Source organism: Variovorax sp. GW458-11-26-14-LB1 (genome assembly GCF_059423965.1).
The window spans coordinates 1-19,402 of sequence record NZ_JBWKYW010000016.1 but is presented as its reverse complement, the minus strand read 5'-3'; the positions used below and the strand labels follow the sequence as shown (position 1 = coordinate 19,402).

Here is a 19,402-nt window from a genome sequence, read left to right as displayed (position 1 = left end):
ATCTGAGCAGCTGGGGAAAAAGGGCTACCCGAAGGTAAGACAGCAGGGGCAATGTCACCCCCCGCGACGAATGGGGCGCGCCGGAACGCCAACGACGGTCGATCCGGGCTCGACGTCCCGGATCACCACTGCGCCGGCCCCCACCGTCGACCAAGCACCGATCACAACACCTGGCGCGACGGAGACGCCCACGCCCAGATTGGCGCCCTCTTGAATCGTGACGCGACCGGCAAGGGCGCACGAAGGACCAAGATTGACGAAATCCCCAAGCACACAATCATGGGCGATCGTGCAACCGGGATTGATCAACCCGTGGGACCCGATTGAGACATCCGCCGTGATGCTGCAAAGGCCGATGATCATGGCTCCTTCACCGATTGAAACACGGGAGCCGATCACCGCAGCCGGATGCCGCACCGAGACGAATGCGGCGCCGGCCCCCAGAGACAGTGCGGCACGTTGACGCGCCCTGCCATCCCCGATCGCCAGGACGAAGCACGCGGCAGGGTCCGACAAAGTCGCAAGACGCTCGGCACGTACTGGCAGACCCTGAATATCCGAGATCGGGAAGCCCGGATCAACCATGAAGCCGGACACGCCTTCCCCGCATGCTTGCAGGGCGGACAGCACTTCGCGCCCCAATCCACCCGCCCCATAGATAAAAAGAGTCATGCGCAGAGATATGGTAGATCGAGAGAAAGGTGCCCTGCCAAGGCAAGTTGGGCGGGTATCAAGTTGACATTCATGCCTGTTGCACCCGCAGCACACCCGTGAAGAACAATTCAAGTTGGCCTGCGCCCCGACAGCACAGCTTCATGCAGCCAATTGAATTTTCATCGGGCAAATGATTCAAGAAGGTAAGAAATTAATTCTTTCAATACACGGCGATCCACGACATTGCCAATCTTGGTTCAGCCAATTCGGCATCGCTGTATTCATTGCCAGGATCAAGGAGCCGAATGCCCATCATTTGCGACGAACGAAGCGATAAGCCTGCCAGGTCCAGCGGGCAGCCAACACGCCGCCCCGAATGATCCAAGGCGCGTTGCGCTCGAGCCAACGCGAAGCCTTGAGGCTCGCGAAAACAATCTGCTCGTCGTACTGCCCTCCGGATCCGAAGAGCCCGCTGATGAGTTCTTCCGCCGTGGGCTCCATCCTGGGAGGCGCGACCACGGAGTCGTCGACAGCCTCCGACTGATTGCCGGCGACCGCTGAGCCAAGGCCCACCACGAGCTGCCTGGATTTCTGCCTGAGCGATGCGGAGGCACTTGTTCGCAGCAGGTCGCTGTATTCGATGCGCCTGCGGGCAAGATCGCGCGGCGTGTGCACCATGGAATTGCGCCGCTTCCTGTAGAAGAAGAAGACGTCGGTGGTCACGATGGACCGCAGGCCCGCATCGCACATCCTCATGAAGAGCGACCAGTCTTCGTAGCAGCTCAAGCTCTCCAGGTAGGGGAACCGTTCCATCGCCGATCGCCTGAAAAGCGCAGTGGCGGTGGAGAACCTGTTCTCGAGCAATCCGGCGACAACAGCCTCGCCGGAAAACATGGCGTAGTCACGGCAGGGGTTGACGGCTGCTCCCACCACGGGCGGCACGTCTCCATCGATGAAATAGCCCGCCGGGGTCACGACGATATCGAACTCCGCGTTGTTCTCCAGCGCGGCCACGCCGACCTCGAGAAAGCGCGGATGGATCAGGTCGTCGGCGTCGAGTGTCAGCACGTACGGTCCAGTCGCATGACGAACGCCGACATTGCGCGCTCCCGCCAGGCCGACATTCGCGGCCAGCCGGATCACCTTGACGCGCGGGTCCGCGCTGCGCGCGAGTTCGTCGATTCCGAGCACGCTCTGTGCGTCCGTCGATGCATCGTCCACCACGAGGATTTCGATGTTCCCGTAGTTCTGCCCGATCAGGTTCTCGAGCGTCGCAGGCAAATAGCCGCCGAGGTTGTAGTGAGGCACCACGACCGAGACCAGGGGAAGTTGTTCACCCAATGCCCGCCACGCCCGCTTTCGCTTCGCAGCGGTGAGCCACGGCCACGGACTCTCCGGATGGCGCACCGGCACCAGCTTTTCATTGCGGGTGAAGTTGCGCTCCAGCACCTCGACCAGCCCGGTGGGCGTTCCGTCGAACTTCAGGCAGTTGATCCCGTCAAGCCAGGGCGTGCCTTCGCCGAACGCGGGATTCGCCTTGTTCAGGATCACGCGCCCTCCCTGCAGTGACACGTCCAGTGCCGCAGTGGCTGCAGCCTCGAAGGCACCCGGGAACACGACCGTCGCATTTGCGGCCAGCGCGTCGAACACGTGCTGCTCCGCGTGCGCCAGAAAAACGGCACGCTCGACAAGCGTCGGGGGAACCAGCCGTTCGATCTGCGCACGATAGGCCTCGTCGGTGCTGCGCGCATCCAGCGTCATCGCGCCGGTGTACTGCGGGCAGTTGCGCATCAGGCCGACGACGCCGCGCACGAAGAGGTCGGGGCGCTCCGACCGCTGGAATTCGGAGGCGAAGACCACGGCTTGATCCGTTGACGCAGGCACCGTATCGGTGGCGAGCGACGTGCGATCGAACGGCACGTGGCAGAGCACCCGAGGCTCCCATTCCTGCACCGGGAAATCGAAGATGTCGCGCACGGCCTCGCTCACGGCGAGACTGGGCGCCACGACGTAGTCGCAATCGCGCAGGCATTTGCGCTCAAGGTCGCTCAAGTTGAGATCTGCGATCGCGAGCGGTCTCGCTTCAGCGTGCAGGAGCGCGGTGTGCGATCCGTGAAGACGAACGGCCACGGTGGCATCGGGCAGAAAGCCCCGGAGCCGGCATTCCTGCAAGGTACAGAATGCCAGCCCCCCGAGATCCGGAAACTCCAGGTAGTCGATGGGGCCGCTCTTGCTCAATTCGGCCAGGGCCCTGAAGACGCATGCCGAGCGCCAATGCCACAGCGTGTTCGAGTACGCCGAGGCGGGTGGATGATGGCGCGAATCGGTGAAGCGGCCCTGGGTCGCTCGTGTGTCGACCTCGACCAGCTCCACGTGAGGGAACGCGGCCTTGAACGCCGTGGCATCGACGGCGGCATCGACCATCACCAGGGTCGTGCGCTTGCGGTCTGCTTCGTCGAGCGCACGCAGCATGTTGCGCATCACCCGGCCGCTGGCCCCGGGCGTGTACGGAGTCAGCTCCGTGGAAACGAACACGAGACGGCTCATTCAGCTTCCCTGAAAGCGCCGGCGACGCCGGAGTGCGACAGCGGCGTTCCGCCGGCAATACCGTGGCCAACTCGCACGCCGCCGGGAGACCCCGGATTGGCGCACACCGTCGCGCCAGCCGACAACATTGAATCAGACACTGCGTCTCCCCCATCCCGCTTCGGGATCTTTTTCATCGTCTTACATCGGCTGATTCGCCCGCAAGCGATCGCCTGTTCTCTTCAGCCGCGGTTCGCAGCCTGCCACCGCCATGCATCGCGGCACATCTCATCGACATCGCGCTTGGCAACCCAGCCCAGCAGTTCGCGCGCAAGACTCACGTCGGCAAAACTGATGCCGATGTCCGCATCCCGCCGCGGAACGATCTCATAAGGGACACGCTGGCCACTGACCCGTTCGAACGTCCGGATGACTTCCAGCACCGAGGTTCCATGTCCTGTTCCGAGATTGACCACGATACGAGCCTGATTCTTCATGAGGAAATCGAGCGCAGCCACATGCCCCTCTGCAAGATCCATGACATGGACGAAATCGCGCACGCCGGTTCCATCGTGGCTCGGGTAATCGTCGCCGAAGATCTGCAACGACGGACGGATCCCCGCAGCCACCTGACACACCAACGGCATCAAATTGCTGGGCGTGCCCAAAGGGCTCTCGCCGATCAACGCACTGGGGTGTGCGCCCGTCGGGTTAAAGTACCGGAGCGTCGCAATGCGCCATTGCGGATCCGAGCGACCCAGTTCATTCAGCAAGTCTTCCACGACCAGCTTGGTGCGCCCGTAGGGATTGCTCACCGCACAGGGTGCGTCCTCGGCAACCGGCATCGGCTGCTCGGGCCCATAGACGGTTGCAGATGACGAGAAGACCAGGGTCTTGCATCCCGCACGCGCCATCGCCCCCATGAGCGCAATGGAACCGTGCACGTTGTTGTCGAAGTAGTCGATCGGCTGGCTGATCGATTCGGTCACCGCCTTCAGCCCGGCGAAATGCAGGACCGCGGACACCGGATGGCCTGCAAAGACCTTGTCCAATGCCGCCGGGTCGCGGATGTCGCCCTTCTGCCAGACCACGGGCCGCCCGATGATTTGCTCCATGCGCGCCAGGACGGCTGGGGCGCTGTTGGAGAAATTGTCGAACACCACGAATTCATGCCCGGCACGTGCCAGCTCTATGCATGTGTGGGACCCGATGTAGCCGGCCCCGCCAGTGACCAGAATCAACGCCCGACTCCGGCAAGGCTGTCGGCGAGCGACGGCGCGGCGGCGTCCTTCGCCGACAGGATCGGGGAAGCACCGAACAGCGGCCATTCGATGCCGATCGCCGGGTCGTTCCACGCAATGCTCCGCTCGTGGGCGGGCGCATAGTATTCGGTGGTCTTGTAGAGGAAATCGGCGCTTTCGCTCAACACCAAGAAGCCGTGCGCCAGGCCGGGAGGAATCCAGAGCTGCCGGTTGTTGTCCTCGCTCAGTTCGACCCCCACCCATCGCCCGAAAGTCGCCGACGTGGGGCGGATGTCGACCGCGACGTCAAACACGGCGCCGCGAGCCACGCGGACCAGTTTGCCCTGTGCCTGCTCGACCTGGTAATGCAGCCCCCGCAACACGCCCTTCGACGAGCGGGAATGGTTGTCCTGCTTGAACGTCAGCTCCGAGCCGGTCGATCGCCGGAACACCTCCTCGTTGTAGCTCTCGAGGAAGAAGCCTCGGGCATCACCGAAGACTTTGGGCTCCAGGACAACGACGTCCGGAATGCTGGTGGGAGATATCTTCATACTTCATCGTTAGGGAAACGCTCGCCGTCAAACCCGGCGCCACGATCAGGGCATTGTTATCCAAAATCCTGACTGGATTGCCCCGGCGTTACTCCCCTTGCCCAGGTATCCATGCCAGGAGATCGTGAAAACAACGGTACGGCCTTTGGCGACCTCTCCCGCAGGTGTTGTACGGCGTTGGCTGGGCTGCTTCACCCCTGCCCAATCAAGCGCCGCAGTTCGCTCTCATATTGCCGCAGCATTGCCTGAATGTCGAAGCGGCGCTCCGCAAAGGCTCTGGCGGCCAATTGAAAGTCTTCGAGCTTCTGCTTGTCCGAAGCAAGCTCTTCAATCCTGCGAGCGAATTCGTCGTACGCACCGGGCGCGCACAGATAGCCTTGCTGCCCTTCCTCGATCATGTCCGGCAGTGCCCCGACCCTGGACGCGATCACCGCCGTCCCGCTGGCCAATGCTTCCATGATGATGTTCGGTCGTCCGTCAAGCCGCGACGGCAGGCACAGGATGTCGCACGCCTGGAGGTAAGGCCTGAGATCCGCGACGGAGCCTTTCAACAAGAATCTCCCAGGCGGGAAATTGGCCGCTGCAATGGCCGATCTGAGCTCCGGCTCGAGAGAGCCGGTGCCAGTCATCAGGAACACCACATTCGATTCGCTGGAAATGCGCTTCGCTATTTCGACGAAGCCCAGAGGGTCTTTTTCCTCGGACCAACGGCCAAAGAATCCGACGACTGTTGCGTTTCCAGGAATATCGCCGGCCATCGGGGAGGGCTGCCCCGGATCCGCCGGCGCGTTTTTTTCCAGATCGACACCGCTTTCCACCAGGCTGATGCGCTGCGGGGATTCGCCCGCGGCAATCAACCATTCCCGCACTTCGGCATTTTCAATGAAGGTCAGGTCGATGCAGTCGGCATACCGCCGGTTGTTGGCTGTATGGCCCACCGTATTGAAAAGCAGGTCGGCCACGGCAAGACGCGGATACCTGAGCTTCCATGCGGGCAGGCAGTCATATGCAAAAGCACTGCCGATCACCCAGAGGATCTGGACATCCCTGGATTGCAGCAGGTGATCGAAAAAGTCGCGCCAGTATTCAGGTTCGAGAAACCGCGGCAGATGGAATATTTCCGGCGTTGCCGATTCGAACCAGGAGGTGGTATCGCCGTGGGTTTGCCCCACGGGCACGGTCGTCACGATCACCACGCGCCACCCATTGCGCGCCAATTGCGCAACGATGGCACTCAACAAGCGCTCGGCGCCACCCAGAACCAGGAATGGCAGGGCGATCAACAAGGTGGGGCCGGTGGTCGCCTGAACATGGAAGTCGCGCCGGGTCGCAAAGGACTGCGGCGGACGAGCCGGTGCAGAAGCGCCTGCTGCTCTCGCAGACTGAAGTGCGTCTTCCGTCAGCACGTCTTCGTTGAAGCGATGGACCAGCAGCTTCTGGATTTCGTTGTCGAGCACGTCGCTTCTATTGCTTAGCGTGTTGCCGTGGCTGCGATAGTGGAAAAGCGGCTCGCGAATGCCGATGAAGCGCGCGCCGAGCGCCGCAAGGCGCACCCAGAACAACCAGTCCTCGTGGACATGCCCCGTGGTCGGGTCCGTGTCCCGGTAGCCGCCGGCCTTGCGCCAGAACTCCTTGCTGTACACGGCGCAAGTGAGCGCATTGTTGCCGTCGAGCAGCATGTCCAGGGTCGGGCGTTCGTGTGGCGTCCAGGCATCCGATCTGTCGCCAAAGAACTGCAGCCCCGGCGAGACCACCCCGTAACCGGAATGCTCCAGCATGAAGACCGCCTTCTCGATGTAAGTCGGCGCGATGCGGTCATCGGCATCCAGGCAGCAGATGTACTTGCCCCTGGCGTGACTGATGCCGAAGTTTCGGTTGGCGCCGGCACGGTACGGCTGGTCCTGCAGCAGCAGCCGCAGCTTGGGCGATGCCTTGGACACGGCATCGATCAGGCGCTGGCGGGAGTCGGGGGAGCTCGAGCCCCCCTCCACCACGATGATCTCGATGTCGGTGAAGGTCTGCGCCTCGACCGAACGGATCGCCTCGCCCACGAGGTGGCCGTAGTTGAAGCAAGGAATCACGATGCTGACGAGCGGCCGATCCGATGGCCAGTCCTGCCCGCTCGGCGGTTGCACGGCATCCGGTACGACGCCTGCCGGTGCGAGGAGACGGACCGCCGCCGCGGTGCGCTTCGCGGCCTCCAGATTGCTGGCGCCGCTTCCGCCCTGCGCGCGTCGGCGCCTGAATTCCCGAAGGTGATCGAAGATGCGACCCCGAAGCGTCCACCACGCCAGCTTTGCGACTTGCTTCGCCCGTCGCGCAGCACGGGGATTGTTCGTCGCCCAGCGACGCAAGGGCGTCGTGGCTCGCCATGCGATGGTTTGTTGCATGGCCTCCAGCCGACCCGTGGCCTCCAGCGCCCGATGTTCCATGGCGGAGGTCTTCGCGACCTCCTCGGAGAGTTTCCTGCGAAGCGCCGCAGTCTCGCCCTCACGCTCCGCGGCCCGCCTGATCTCGAAGTTGATGGCCTCGGTGGCCTGCGCCGCATTGAGACGCGCGTCCGCGAGGATCACTTCGACTTCGGCCTTCAGGCGTTGGACCTCGCGGTTCACAGCCTCGAAACCCACCGGTTGCCGGTTGCCGGATTGCAGTCTCTTCAGGTCGAACGACCAGAGCTGCCCAATGCGCGCAACCAGCGGCGGCGTGAACTCGCTGCCGTCCAGTCGCGAAAGCGATCGCACCGAAGCTTCGGTCGCCTGGCCTGCATGCAGAAGGTGCAGGTGCGTCAGGGCCTTGGTTTCCTCAGTCGTCGCGCCATCGAAGTCGGCGTTCATCAAGCGTTCAAAGACTTCCTTGACGCGCGCAGCCTGGCGTTCGCTCTTCGTGACGATGCCGACATAGGTCGAGGCGTAGTCCTTGATGGGAACCTCCGCGCCGATCAGATGAGCGCCGAGCGCCGTTTCGACGATGTGGCGGATCGCCCCCTCGGCCGGATAGTAGATGTGCTCCAGGGAACTGTTCAGCCATGCCGCGTTGTTGGACTCGGCCGACATGACGGGGACCTCGAACAGCAGGAACCCGTCGTCTTTCAGCAGCTCGATGGCGGCGTGGAATCCGCCGCGGAAATCGAGCAGATGCTCGAAGACCGCGATGGCGGTCACCACGTCGAATTCGGCGCGATGGTCCTGTACCAGCTGCGGCGCCAGCAGGTTGTTGCCAAGGAGCCGGATGCCCTTGCCCTGCGCCTGCCCGGCGGCCTTGGCGTTGACTTCGATGCCGGACTTGTCGAAAGCGCTTGTGAACTTGTCCAGCAAGTAGCCGTTCGCGCAGCCTATGTCGAGAATTTTCCCGTGGTCGGCCAACAAACGGACCAGCGCGGCAGCCCAACCCAGTCCGTGCTCGGCCATGAACTCATAGTCCGCATAGCCGCTGCTCGCGCCGTTCACGTAGTAGTTGTCGTCGTAGTACGCCTGCGTGCTCTCCGGCAGGTTGGCGATCACACCCAGGCCGCAATGAGTGCATCGCTTGATTTCCATGCCATCTGCCCGAATGGCGAACGGCTTGAAGCTGGTATCGGAACACGCGTTGCAGATCATTTTTTTGCTTGCCAGTAGAAAACGAAAGGCAGTCCGGCGTGGCGCCGAACACGTCCCTTGCACGCCCTCGATTTAAGTTGCGGAGATCTCTTCGCGCGCGCTGCGCAGGGTCTCTTCGAGAACCGAGTCCATGTCGGAGGCCTCGACGTGAAGCCCCAGTGCCTTCAGTCTGGACGGGTCGCCGACAAAAGCCCTGACATCGCTGTTGCCGCGCCGCGACTCATCGTGCTTCAACTCGACCGGCACGCCGGAGACAGCGATCAACCGCTGTGTGAGGTCAAGCAGACGCTGTCCGTCGCCGCTGCAGATGTTCACCACCTGCGCAGAGGCGTCGCTCGCCAGGGACAGGTCGACAAGAAGCTTCGCAGCGATCCGCACATCCATGAAGTCCCGCACGACATCGAGATCGCCGGTGGACAGCACACCGCCACGCGTGCCCATGCAAGCGATCTGGTGCGCAAAGCTTCCCAGGGCCAGAGACTTCGGCATGCCAGGCCCGATGGGGTTGAACAGCCGGGCCACCACCACGGGCAACCCGCGCGAAGCCGCGACGAAGGCGTGGCTCGTCTGCGCCAACTTGCTCGCGCCGTAGGCCGTGTTGGGACGGCAGGTCGCATCCTCGCGCACGGGCTGCTGGGCGGCGGGCACCGCCCCGTATTCGGCTGCGCTACCCGCCAGGAGCACGCGCGGCTTGCGCGGCATGGCGAGCGCGCCATCCAGCAGGTTGGCAGCGAATACGACGTTGGCCTCGTAGAGCTCGCTATAGGAGGGAGCGGAGGAAACCCCCGCCAGATGCATGACGAACTGCGGCTCTACAGACAAGAGCAGATCGCGGACCTCGGCCGCATCGGCAGGATCGGCAAGCACGCGCCTTGCCTCGCCTGCGACAGCGGCCCGTTCGGCTCTGCTGACGGCGAAGACTTCAAGGCCACGCGCCTGCAGTTCTTCAAGCACCGCCCGCCCGACGAATCCGCTGGCACCGGTGACAAACACGCGCATAGGCTACTCGGGCAGGAAAAGCTCGCGACTCTCGTCGAACATCTTCTGCGCTGTCGAGTAGTCTTCCGGTCGGCCGATGTCGAGCCAGAAGCTCTCGGGCTGTTGGTGGCAGCGCACCTTCTTGCCGGCCGCGCTCAACTTGAGCAACAGGTCCGGCATGTCCAGGTGAACACCCTCGCTGACATGCGGCTTCACCGCGTCGCGGTTGAGCATGTAGAGGCCCATGCTGACCAGGTGCTTGCTCATGGGTTTCTCGAGGTAACCCTGGAGATTCATCTCCGCATCGACCTGGATGAGCCCGAAATCGATCTTGACCTCTCGTTCGTAGACGCAGATCGTGGCATCCGATTGCCGCTCGGCATGCGTGCGGACCAGTTGGCCGATGTCGAACGTGGTGAGCAGGTCGCCGTTGGTGACGATGAAGTTCTCGCCGACCTTGTCGATCAGTGCGCCAAGCGGACCGGCCGTCCCCAGAGGGCTGTCCTCGAGGCTGTAGTCGATCTTCAGCCCGAATCGCGAACCATCGCCGCAAAACGCGCGGATCAGGTGATGCAAATGGTTGACCGCAAGGATGACTTCGTCGACGCCGGCGCGACGCAGCTGCCGCAGCAGGAGTTCCAGCACCGGCATGTCCCCCAGGGGCATGAGGGGCTTGGGAAACGAGGCGGTGAACGGCTGAAGGCGAGTGCCCTTGCCGCCGGCCATGACGACTGCTTTCATGATGCTTGCTCCCTCAGACGGTGTAGACCGCAGGGCGGTACAGGTGGATGTTGCGGCGGATGAATTCGATGCTCTGGCGCAACCCCTCGTCCAGGTCGACTTGCGGCGACCACCCCATCAACTTCGCGGCCAGCGCGTTGTCGGAGACGAGCTTCAAGACCTCGCTCTTGTCGGGGCGCATGCGCGCGGTGTCCGCAACGATCTCTTTTTCCACGCCCATCAGCTTGAGGATGCGCTCGGCAAAGTGACCGATCGTGTAGGTCGAGCCGGTTCCCAGGTTGATGGTCTGCCCCTCGATGCCGGGCGTCACCGAAGCAGCGACGAAGCCGGCGACCGTGTCCGTCACGAAGGTCATGTCGCGCTCAGGGGTCAGCGATCCGAGCTTGATCACGTCCTGGGTCAATGCCTGCGAGATGATGGTCGGGATGAATGCCCGGGCGGACTGGCGTGGGCCGAACGTGTTGAACGGGCGCAAGGTCACGACACCGGTGTCGAACGAGCGGTAGTAGCTCTCGGCGATCTTGTCCGCCCCGATCTTCGAGGCCGAATAAGGCGACTGCCCTTGCAGCGGATGCTCTTCGTCGATCGGCACGCGCACCGCGGTGCCGTACACCTCGGAGGTGCTCGTGTGGACGACGCGACGAACCGACAGACGGCGCGCGGCCTCCACGACGTTGAGCGTTCCCTCGACGTTGGTGCGCACGTAGCTGCGCGGGGCAACGTACGAATACGGAATGGCGATCAGGGCCGCCAGATGGCAGACGACGTCGATGCCCTGCATGGCATGCATGACGAAATCGCCATCGTCGATGTTGCCCGCCACGACGCGGAACTGCCCCTTCACGTCATCCGGTGCGAATTCGAGATTGCCCCAACTCGATGCGGAACCGTAGCGGACCATGGCCGTGACGTCAGCGCCGGCACGCACGAGCGCTTCGACGAGATGGCTTCCGATGAACCCGCCTGCGCCGGTTACGAGGTACTTTTGACCCGTCAGGGTTTGAGTTGATGCGTGCATGACTTGTACTACCGAAGAAATTGTTGTGTGTCAGTGTTCAGAATGAGTGCTCTTCGGCAAGCAGCCGATTGAGGTACTTGCCGTAGGCATTTTTCTGCAGTGGCAAGGCCAGCCGCGCCAGTTGCTCCTTGTCGATGAAGCCATGCCGCCACGCGATTTCCTCCGGGCAGGCGATCTTCAACCCCTGCCGGTGCTCCAGCGTGGCGATGAACTGCCCCGCCTCCAACAGGCTTTCGTGCGTACCGGTATCGAGCCAGGCATAGCCGCGCTGCATGATCTGCACGTTGAGCCGGCCAAGATCGAGGTACGCCTGATTGACGGCCGTGATCTCGAGCTCGCCTCGTGCACTCGGCTTCACCGCCTTGGCGATGTCGATGACCTGGTTGTCGTAGAAGTACAGGCCCGTCACGGCGTAGTTGCTCTTGGGCTTGAGCGGCTTTTCCTCGATGCTGCTGGCCTTGCCTTGTGCATCGAATGCGACCACGCCATACCGCTCCGGGTCATGCACGTGGTACGCGAACACAGTGGCTCCCGCGTCCTGCGCGTCGGCGCCGCCCAGCAGATGGGCAAAGTCATGCCCATAGAAGATGTTGTCCCCCAACACCAGCGCGCTCGGCGAGTTCCCCACGAACTTGTCGCCGATGATGAATGCCTGCGCCAGGCCATCGGGACTCGGCTGCACCGCGTACTGCAGGTTGATGCCCCATTGGCTGCCGTCACCCAGCAGCTGTTGGAAGCGCGGCGTGTCCTGCGGCGTGCTGATGATGAGGATGTCGCGCATGCCGCCGAGCATCAGGGTGCTCAGCGGGTAATAGATCATGGGCTTGTCGTACACCGGCAGCAGTTGCTTGCTCATGGCGAGCGTGGCCGGGTGCAGGCGGGTGCCGGAGCCACCGGCAAGGATGATGCCTTTGCGTTGCGTCATGGGTTCTTCTAGTGTGGGAGGCCGGGAAAAATCAGTCGGTCAGAGCGTCTCGCGCAGCATGCGTGCCACGCCTTCCTGCCAGGGCGGCAGTCGCAGGCCGAAGGTGGTCTGCAGCTTGGTGGTGTCGAGCCGCGAGTTGTGCGGCCGCTTCGCGGGCGTCGGAAAGGCGCTGGTGGGCACGGCCTCCACGGCCTGCGGGCCGGCCTTGAGTTCGACGCCGGCCTGCTGCGCCATCTCGAGCACGAAGCGCGCGTAGCCGTGCCACGTGGTCTCGCCGCCGGCGATGGCGTGGTACAGGCCGGCCTTAGCCGGGTCTTGCAACGTGGCGCGGATGGCATGCGCGGTGATGTCAGCCAGCAGTTCGGCGCCGGTCGGCGCGCCGAACTGGTCGTCGATGACAGTCAGCTTGTCGCGCTCCTTGGCCAGCCGCAGCATGGTCTTGGCGAAGTTGCCGCCGCGTGCGGCGTACACCCAGCTGGTGCGAAAGATCAGGTGCTTCGCGCAATGCCGTGCCACCAGCTGCTCGCCTTCGAGCTTGGTCTGGCCGTACACGCTGAGCGGGCCGGTCGCGTCGTCTTCCTTCCAGGGCTTGGTGCCGCTGCCGTCGAAGACGTAGTCGGTGGAGTAATGCACCATCAGCGCGCCGATCTGCTGCGCCGCCTCGGCCACCACGCCGGGCGAGGTGGCGTTGAGCTTGCGCGCGAAGTCGGGCTCGCTCTCGGCCTTGTCGACGGCAGTGTGCGCGGCGGCATTGACGATGACGTCGGGGCGCACCGCCAGCACCGTGGCAGCCAGCTGCTCGGGGCGGCTGAAGTCGGCGTGGAAGTCGGTGCTGTCGAAGTCCAGTGCGACCACTTCGCCGAGCGGCGCGAGGCTGCGCTGCAGCTCCCAGCCGACCTGTCCACCTTTGCCGAGCAGCAGCAACTTCATGCGGAAGCCTTTGCAGGCGCAGCGTCGTATTGCTTCTCGACCCATTCGCGGTACGCGCCGCTTTGCACGTTGCGCACCCACTCGCCGTTGGCGAGGTACCACTCGACGGTCTTGCGGATGCCGGTATCGAAGGTCTCGGCGGGCTTCCAGCCAAGCTCGGCCTCGAGCTTACGTGCATCGATGGCGTAGCGGCGGTCGTGGCCCGGGCGGTCCGTGACGTAGGTGATCTGTTCCTTGTACGGCTTGCCGTCGGCGCGCGGGCTCAGTTCGTCGAGCAGCGCGCACACCGTGTTGACGATCTCGATGTTGGGCTTCTCGTTCCAGCCGCCGACGTTGTAGGTCTCGCCGAGGCGGCCGGCTTCGAGCACGCGGCGGATGGCGCTGCAGTGGTCCTTCACGTAGAGCCAATCGCGCACCTGCATGCCGTCGCCGTACACGGGCAGGTTCTTGCCGGCCAGTGCGTTGACGATCATCAGCGGGATCAGCTTCTCGGGGAAGTGGAACGGGCCGTAGTTGTTCGAGCAGTTGGTGGTGACCACCGGCAGGCCGTAGGTGTGGTGCCAGGCGCGCACGAGGTGGTCGCTGGCGGCCTTGCTGGCCGAGTACGGGCTGTTGGGCTCGTACTTGTTCTCTTCGGTGAAGGCCGGGTCGGTCTTGGAGAGCGAGCCGTAGACCTCGTCGGTCGACACGTGCAGGAAGCGGAAGGCCGCCTTCTGGTCGGCCGGCAGGGCGTTCCAGTAGCCGCGCACCGATTCGAGCAGGCGGAAGGTGCCGAGCACGTTGGTCTGCACGAAGTCTTCGGGGCCGTGGATCGAACGATCCACGTGCGATTCCGCGGCAAAGTTCACGACGGCACGGGGTTTGTGCTCGGCCAGCAGGCGATCGAGCAGCGCGCTGTCGCCGATGTCGCCCTGCACGAAGACGTGGTTCGCGTTGCCCTTGAGCGACGCCAGGGTCTCGAGGTTGCCTGCGTAGGTCAGCTTGTCGAGGTTCACGACGGGCTCGTTGCCCTGCGCGATCCAGTCGAGCACGAAATTGGCGCCAATGAAGCCTGCGCCGCCGGTAACCAGGATCATGGAGTCCCCTGCATGTAGAAAAAAGTTTGCTTTACCAAAAATCAACATTCAATTATCCCATCGGTGTGAAGTGCCGATGTACAGGGCTTGGCCGGCTTGCGGGGCCCGCCTACAATCGCCAACAATTGCAGGAGAGCGGGCCTCCACGGAGGCCCTACCGAAGGCGCAAACTCCCATAAACGCTCAGGTCGGCCCGACGAAATTCCAGGCAACGCCCAGGAACTTCGGCAAGGGGTCAGTACTGCACTCATCGATACAGCCGTCTGGAGAGCCGCCACGCCATGTGGCGCACCGAAGGAGCAAACCCGCTGCGGGTGCAGCAGGGTGAATCTCTCAGGTACCGAGGACAGGGGGAGCGGCAACTTGGACATCGGTCGTCCGGTTGCTTGCTATTGGTTCAATAGCACTCCACGCCCGCCGTTCAAGCGCTGCAAACTCAAAGGTACTTGCAATGCGTGTGATCGTTCTTGGCGCCGGCCTGCTCGGCGTGACTTCGGCCTACTACCTCCAGCAACTCGGCCACGAGGTGACCGTGATCGACCGGCAGGCCACCCCGGCCGCCGAAACCAGCTTCGCCAACGGCGGCCAGATCTCGGTCAGCCATGCCGAACCCTGGGCCAATCCGAGCGCGCCGCTGAAGGTGCTGCAATGGCTCGGCAAGGAAGATGCGCCGCTGCTCTTTCGCATCCGCGCCGACATGCGCCAGTGGCTCTGGGGCCTGCAGTTCCTGCGCGAATGCACCCCCGCGCGCACCCGCCACAACATCGAACAGATCGTGCGTCTCGGTACATACAGCCGGGAAATGTTGCAGCAATTGCGTCGAGACACCGGCCTGAACTATGACCAGCGCACGCAAGGCATCCTGCACTTCTACACGACGCAAAAAGAATTCGACGGCGCCCTCGCGCCCGCCGAGCAGATGCGTGCCCTGGGCTGCGAGCGGCTGGTCATCTCCGCCGACGAGGCCATCAAGATCGAACCCGCCCTCGCCCACATCCGCCCGCAACTCGCCGGCGCCACCTACACCGCCGAAGACGAGTCGGGCGACGCCAACCGCTTCGCGCGCGAGCTCGTGAAGCTGGCCGAGGCGGCCGGCGTGAAGTTCCTCATGAGCCACACGGTGACCGCGCTGCGCGAAGCCGGCGGCAGCATCGACCACGTCGAGGCGACCGACAACGAAGGCCGTTTCCAGCGCATCCGCGGCGATGCCTTCGTGCTCGCGATGGGTTCGCTGAGTCCGTTGTACGCCGCGCCGCTGGGCATCCGCCTGCCGATCTACCCCGCCAAGGGCTACTCGGTGACGCTGCCCGTGAAGGACGCGTCGAAGGCGCACCAGGTCTCGCTCACGGACGACGAATACAAGCTGGTGTTCTCGCGCTACACCTCCGAGTCGGGCGACCGCCTGCGCATCGCCGGCACGGCCGAGCTCAACGGCTACGACCGCGACCTGAACCGCGTGCGCTGCGAAGCCATCGTGCGGCGCGTCGAAGAACTCTTCCCCGGCGCCGGCGACACCGAGCGCGCGCAGTTCTGGACTGGCCTGCGCCCGGCCACGCCGAGCAACGTGCCGCTGATCGGCAAGACCAAGCTGCCGAACCTGTTCCTCAACACCGGCCACGGCACGCTCGGCTGGACGCACGCCTGCGGCTCGGGCAAGTCGATCGCGCGCATCGTGAGCGGGCTGGCGCCCGAGGTCGACTTCGCGTTCGCCGGCATGCCGGCGCCCGCGCCACGCGCCGTGCAGCCCGCACTGGGCTGACACGACACGCGCCCTCGGGTCACGCCTTGAACGTGACCCAGGGCTTGAGCCGCACGGCGCAGCGGATGAGCCCCGCGCTTTCCTGCGCCTCGATCACCGCGCCGATCGGCTTGTAGGCCTGCGGCGCCTCCTCGATGCGGCGCTCCTCGCGCAAAGTCACGCACTGCCAGCTGGCATCGGCGTCGTCGGGTGCGGGCCGCATCGCGCGCACTTCCTGCCGACGCATGCGCCGGCCGGCACCATGGCTGCACGACCACAGCCAGTCTTCATGCCCCAGCCCGGTCGCGAGGTACGAGTGATCGCCCATCGACCCGGGAATCAGCGCCAGGTCGCCCGCGTGCGCCGGCGTCGCGCCCTTGCGGTGGATGTTCATGCCGTGCTCGCGCAGCACCACGTTGTGCGGCACGTCGACCACCAGCGTCGACGCCGTGGCGCCCAGCAGTTCGGCGAAGTCCTTGCGCACCAGCTCGGCCAGCACGACGCGGTTGGCCCACGCATAGCGCGCGGCCACGCCCATGGCTTCGAGGTACTCCTGCGCCAGCGGCCCGGCCAGGCCGTACAGCCCGCTCTTCGGGTGGCGCAGGCCCTGTGGCCACTCGGCCCGCGCGCGGTCCATCCAGCGGCCGCCGACATGGAACCCGATGTCGCGCGAGCCGCTGTGGATCATCACGACGACCTCGCCCGCCTTGAGCCCCGCGCGGTAGGCCGCGTGCCGGTCCATCACCTGGTCGACCACCTGCAGCTCGACGAAGTGGTTGCCGCTGCCCGGCGTGCCCAGGCACGGATCGCGGAACACCTCGTGGCGCGCGCCGGTGTAGGCCGGCGGTGCGTGCCGCGACTGACCGCCGAAGCTCGCCAGGCCGATGCACGCGCCGATCTCGGCCTGCAGCCGGTCGCGGTCGCAGGCCGCCCAGAGCCCCTCGTTGCGCACGGCGTCCAGGAACGCGGCCGGCCCGTCGTCGAACAGCGCGCGAAACGCCGCCGTGTGCACCGGCACGTCGCGCCCGTTGTCGAGCAGGCTGCGCGTGAGCCGCGCGAGCAGCTGCGTCTTGTGCGGCGCCACCTGGTCCAGCGTGAGGCCGGTGGTCAGCAGGCGCATGCCGCAGTTGATGTCGGTGCCGACCGCGGCGGGAATCACGAAGTCGCCATCGGTGGCGACGACGCTGCCCACCGGCGCGATCGAGCCCGGATGAAAGTCCGGCGTCGCGCAGGCCTTGCACACGCCGTGCGCGCCGTCGGGCGAGCGCACGCTGGCGAAGGCCAGCAGCTGGCTCACGGCTTTTTCTTCCAGCGGCAGGCTCTGCGGCAGAAGAACGGTCGCCTGCGCGGCTTCGTTGCGCAGGTGATAGATGCCGTCGCGGTAATCGACGGCGATATGGGCGCGCGAAAAGACGCGCTGGAGTCTCGAAAAATGACTATTGGTAGGGCTGCCCATGGCTGCAATTCCATTCGGGGAAACCGTGTCGGTTTCCGGGCCCCGTCACATCGCGTGGCGGGGCGAAAGAGATCGACCGCGTGCCTCGGGGCGCGCGGATCACTCTTTCTTGCAGCAGCAGAGATTCAAGAAAGCGGGCGGATTCTAGCGACGCGAAGCGCCTGCGAACACAGGGCGCAGGCGCGCGCGTCGTTTTTTCCCGTCAGTCAGCCAGTCAGTCCGGCGCAGTGAACACCGTCAGCACGCCGGTGTAGCCATACAGATGGTGGCGCGCGATCTCGCCGGCGGCGAAGAAGCCGACCAGCGGCACGTCGCCCAGCGCATGCCGCACGATCTGCAATTCGGCGCCCGGCGCACCGAAGTGCGGGCCGCCGCGTCCCGAGCAGCTCACGTACACCGCGCCCGCGATGCGCCGCGCGGGATGCGGCGCGGCCTCGGCCTCGCCGGCCGCCACGGCGCGCGCGGTGGCCAGCGTCTGTTCTTCGGGCTCGAGCTCTTCGCGGATCTCGGCGCAGATGCGCATCAGGTCGGCGCGCGCCGCCTGCGCATTGCGGCGGCAGAAGCTCAGCCGCATGCCGGCCTCGGCGTTGTCGGCAATGGCGATGCCGCGCCGCGTCGGATCGAGGCCGATGATGTGGCGCACCAGCACGTCGGCGCCCAGGTCGCCGGTGCGGCGGATGCCGTCGCTGCCCGCGTCGGCCAGGCCGACCAGCGTGTTGCGCACGGCGTCGATGGCTTCCTGCGGCCGGTCGAGCGACACCTGCAGGTCGGCCAGCAGCACGTCGAGCGCCGGCTCGCCGTCGAGCGACAGCAGCAGGTTGCCGTCGGCCTCGGTGATCTCGCGCTCGCGCGCGCCACCGGTGCGCAGCGGCTGGCAGCCCTGCGTGACGCGCGACACCAGCCGCACGCCCTCGCCGAACACCACGCCCGACAAGCCGCCCGAGAACACGCCGCCCGCCGCGCCGTGGCCGCGGATATTGCCGTTGCCGCCGACCGCGAACTGCAGCGCCCCGCCGCGGCCGGACGAGAGCCCGCCGAACAGGTAGCCGGTGTCGGTGCGCCCCGCCATCTCGCCGATGAGCTCGCCCAGGTCGGGCGTGGCCGGGTCGGCGTGCACGAGCGCGGTGTGCGCCTCGAAGCCGCTCATTTCGGAGCTGCCCAGCGGCGCCACGCCGGAGAACACGCGGTACTGGTCGCTGGGCAGCGCGCACAGCATCAGGCTCAGGCCGGGCTCGTCGAAGTACTCGGCGTTGTTGGCCGACACGCCGATGCCGACGGTGCCCGACCAGTCGGTGACCTCGGGCAGTTCGGCGCTCAGGTGATCGAGGATCTCCTGCGCCTCGGCCGCGTAGTGGTCGGTGATGTAGAGCAGCCCGAGCGTCGGGTTCGACGCGTAGTCGGGCAGCGCCATCTGCGCGCGCAACTGGGCCAGCACGAGGCCGGCGGCCATGCGCCATTGCGGGTGGGTGGCATGGCCGGTGGGAAACAGTTTCATGGTGCGTACCGACCCGTGCGTCGTCGTCTGGAAAGGTGTCTGTAAGACGTCAGCGCCGGCCGGAGGTTCGCTTGCGCGCGGCGGCGGACGTGGTTTTCTTGCGCGCGGCGGGTGCCGGCGCGGCTTTCTTGGCGGCGGCCTTCTTCGCGGCGGTCTTGGCGGCCGGCTTGCGCGCCGCCGTCGCCTTGCCGATGACCTGCCCCATGGCGTCGGCCAGCGGCTGCGCCATGGCCGGCACCTTGAGCTGCGCCGCGTCCTGCAGCGCGGTGCTCGCGATCTGCTGGAACTGCTCGGTGAGCGAGCCCCACCATTGCATCGGGTCGACCACGCCGGCGGCGCCGTTGGACGCTGCGGGCTTGGCGCGCGACGTCTTCTTCGGCGCCGGGGTTTCCTCTTCTTCCGCTTCTTCCTCGGCCTCGTCGAACTCTTCTTCCTCTTCTTCGACGGGCTCCGGCTCGGGCCGGGGTGCGGGGGCCG

Annotated in this window: 14 protein-coding genes, 1 pseudogene and 2 riboswitches; of the genes and pseudogenes, 1 reads left to right on the top strand and 14 read right to left on the bottom strand. The window is 65.1% G+C overall.

What is annotated here, in order from left to right; all coding sequences use genetic code 11:
• Positions 1-54 precede the first annotated feature (54 nt).
• From AC07YS_RS13005 to rfbB, 11 genes are all read right to left on the bottom strand, one after another.
• Entirely contained in the window at positions 55-672 is a 618-nt protein-coding gene (locus AC07YS_RS13005; protein WP_495269011.1) for a NeuD/PglB/VioB family sugar acetyltransferase, read from the bottom strand.
• A gap of 294 nt (positions 673-966) precedes the next feature.
• Complete coding sequence (locus tag AC07YS_RS13000; RefSeq protein ID WP_495269012.1) at positions 967-3,201, bottom strand: glycosyltransferase family 2 protein; 2,235 nt, start codon at positions 3,199-3,201, stop codon at positions 967-969.
• A gap of 221 nt (positions 3,202-3,422) precedes the next feature.
• Positions 3,423-4,421, bottom strand: a complete 999-nt coding sequence (gene galE / locus AC07YS_RS12995) for a UDP-glucose 4-epimerase GalE (protein WP_495269013.1) — start codon at positions 4,419-4,421, stop codon at positions 3,423-3,425.
• Complete coding sequence (gene rfbC, locus AC07YS_RS12990; protein WP_492733745.1) at positions 4,418-4,972, bottom strand: dTDP-4-dehydrorhamnose 3,5-epimerase; 555 nt, start codon at positions 4,970-4,972, stop codon at positions 4,418-4,420. The genes galE and rfbC overlap by 4 nt, the downstream gene beginning before the upstream one ends.
• Positions 4,973-5,163: 191 nt before the next feature.
• A complete protein-coding gene (locus AC07YS_RS12985; protein WP_495269014.1) occupies positions 5,164-8,568 on the bottom strand; it encodes a glycosyltransferase in 3,405 nt (1,134 codons plus the stop codon).
• A 72-nt stretch (positions 8,569-8,640) separates the two neighbouring features.
• A complete protein-coding gene (locus AC07YS_RS12980; RefSeq protein WP_495269015.1) occupies positions 8,641-9,567 on the bottom strand; it encodes an NAD-dependent epimerase/dehydratase family protein in 927 nt (308 codons plus the stop codon).
• Between the two features lie 3 nt (positions 9,568-9,570).
• On the bottom strand, positions 9,571-10,287 hold the full coding sequence (locus AC07YS_RS12975) for a sugar phosphate nucleotidyltransferase (RefSeq protein ID WP_492733742.1): 717 nt from the start codon (positions 10,285-10,287) through the stop codon (positions 9,571-9,573).
• A gap of 13 nt (positions 10,288-10,300) precedes the next feature.
• Positions 10,301-11,305, bottom strand: coding sequence for a GDP-mannose 4,6-dehydratase (locus AC07YS_RS12970; protein ID WP_099794925.1), 1,005 nt, complete (start codon positions 11,303-11,305; stop codon positions 10,301-10,303).
• A gap of 37 nt (positions 11,306-11,342) precedes the next feature.
• Positions 11,343-12,230: a glucose-1-phosphate thymidylyltransferase RfbA gene (gene rfbA / locus AC07YS_RS12965; RefSeq protein ID WP_492740978.1), complete on the bottom strand. Its 888-nt coding sequence runs from the start codon at positions 12,228-12,230 to the stop codon at positions 11,343-11,345.
• A gap of 39 nt (positions 12,231-12,269) precedes the next feature.
• On the bottom strand, positions 12,270-13,160 hold the full coding sequence (rfbD, locus tag AC07YS_RS12960) for a dTDP-4-dehydrorhamnose reductase (protein WP_495269016.1): 891 nt from the start codon (positions 13,158-13,160) through the stop codon (positions 12,270-12,272).
• The gene (rfbB, locus tag AC07YS_RS12955) at positions 13,157-14,236 is read right to left on the bottom strand and encodes a dTDP-glucose 4,6-dehydratase (protein WP_495269017.1); all 1,080 of its coding nucleotides are present in this window, start codon (positions 14,234-14,236) and stop codon (positions 13,157-13,159) included. The genes rfbD and rfbB overlap by 4 nt, the downstream gene beginning before the upstream one ends.
• 118 nt (positions 14,237-14,354) lie before the next feature.
• Positions 14,355-14,445, top strand: a riboswitch (glycine riboswitch).
• A gap of 44 nt (positions 14,446-14,489) precedes the next feature.
• Positions 14,490-14,596: riboswitch (glycine riboswitch) on the top strand.
• Between the two features lie 91 nt (positions 14,597-14,687).
• Here rfbB and AC07YS_RS12950 point away from each other — a divergent pair.
• Positions 14,688-15,995, top strand: a complete 1,308-nt coding sequence (locus AC07YS_RS12950; RefSeq protein WP_062471173.1) for a D-amino acid dehydrogenase — start codon at positions 14,688-14,690, stop codon at positions 15,993-15,995.
• Positions 15,996-16,014: 19 nt separating this feature from the next.
• On the opposite strand, the gene AC07YS_RS12945 is transcribed toward AC07YS_RS12950, so the two are convergent.
• From AC07YS_RS12945 to AC07YS_RS12935, 3 genes and pseudogenes are all read right to left on the bottom strand, one after another.
• Positions 16,015-17,430 carry an RtcB family protein gene (locus AC07YS_RS12945; RefSeq protein ID WP_495269018.1) on the bottom strand — a complete coding sequence of 472 codons (1,416 nt, stop codon included), beginning with the start codon at positions 17,428-17,430 and terminating at the stop codon, positions 16,015-16,017.
• A gap of 214 nt (positions 17,431-17,644) precedes the next feature.
• On the bottom strand, positions 17,645-18,925 hold the full coding sequence (locus AC07YS_RS12940; RefSeq protein ID WP_070060267.1) for an FIST signal transduction protein: 1,281 nt from the start codon (positions 18,923-18,925) through the stop codon (positions 17,645-17,647).
• Positions 18,926-18,974: 49 nt separating this feature from the next.
• Positions 18,975-19,402 (bottom strand): annotated as a pseudogene (locus AC07YS_RS12935) (PhaM family polyhydroxyalkanoate granule multifunctional regulatory protein); the annotation flags it as partial.